Raw genomic sequence first — 1,074 nt, 5'->3', positions numbered from 1 at the left:
GGATAAAAATCCGGACCTTAAGTTAAATGAGCAATCAAAAGAAACTAATATTTCCAGTCATCAATTATCTCAACTCCTTAATGATAATCTGGGCAAAAATTTCACTACATATGTTAACGAATTTAGGATCAATGAGGCTTGCAAAATAATGGCTTCAAGTAATCGCTTAACGTTAGAATCTGTTGGTTACGAAGTTGGGTTTAATTCCAAATCCACATTCTTTGCTACTTTTAAAAAGCTTACCGGCACAACCCCAGCTAATCATCAGCAAAAAATACAGATAGACAATATTGCCTACAGTACGGATTTATAAATTCGTACTCCTGATTCCCGATTGCTGCACTTCTAACGGGGAATTGTTTTGGACTTTTGAAAAAAAGTATCCAATACACCACTATGTCCAAAGTTTTTATAATACTATTTATCCTGATCTTTTTTGCCAGAATTAATACTCATGCCCAGCTGGGTAATATTAAGGGAACCGCCGTCGACATGAATACTCGTAAAGGAGTTGAGTTTGCAGTAGCGACCTTACTTTCGGCTAAAGATTCATCTATGATTAAAAGTGTTTTTGCAGATACATCAGGATTTTTTCAGCTAACAAACATACAAGATGGCATCTATATACTGTTGGTTTCCTCCATGGAATATCACAAGCAATATCAGGGTCCTCTGCAGATCAGTTCTGCTCAACGGGTTATAGATCTTAAGGAGGTGCCTATGCTTATCAACCAAAGGATTTTGAAAGGGGTAGAGGTGGTTGGGCAAGTTCCTTTATTTAGAAATAGACCAAACGGGACAATTGAAGTCAATGTGGCCAATACAATTTTAGCAACAAGCACTTCAGCAATTGAAATTCTTTCCAAATCCCCAAATGTTAGCGTTGCTGAAGAAGGAGTGTCTGTTAGGGGGAAGGGAGAATCCGTTATTTACCTAAATGGAAGGCGAATAACTACCGAACAGCTGTCTTCTATTTCCTCTTCACAGATCAGGAAGATTGAAATTATTGCAAATCCCTCTTCAAAATATGATGCGGAAGGTAAATCAGTTATTAATGTGATAACGGTTACAAAT

Annotated in this window: 2 protein-coding genes; both read left to right on the top strand. The window is 37.2% G+C overall.

Features of this window, described 5'->3' with window-relative positions:
* Nucleotides 1-313 (top strand): helix-turn-helix domain-containing protein (locus AC1DG9_RS27275; RefSeq protein ID WP_477635720.1); only part of this gene is annotated, 313 nt, incomplete at its 5' end.
* 83 nt (nucleotides 314-396) lie between these two features.
* A partial coding sequence (locus AC1DG9_RS27270; protein ID WP_477635719.1) for a peptidase associated/transthyretin-like domain-containing protein occupies nucleotides 397-1,074 on the top strand: 678 nt, incomplete at its 3' end.

This window comes from Pedobacter sp. 05L430 (assembly GCF_056397585.1).
Note: the sequence above shows the minus strand (reverse complement) of the source record. Positions and strands in the feature narration are given on the sequence as shown.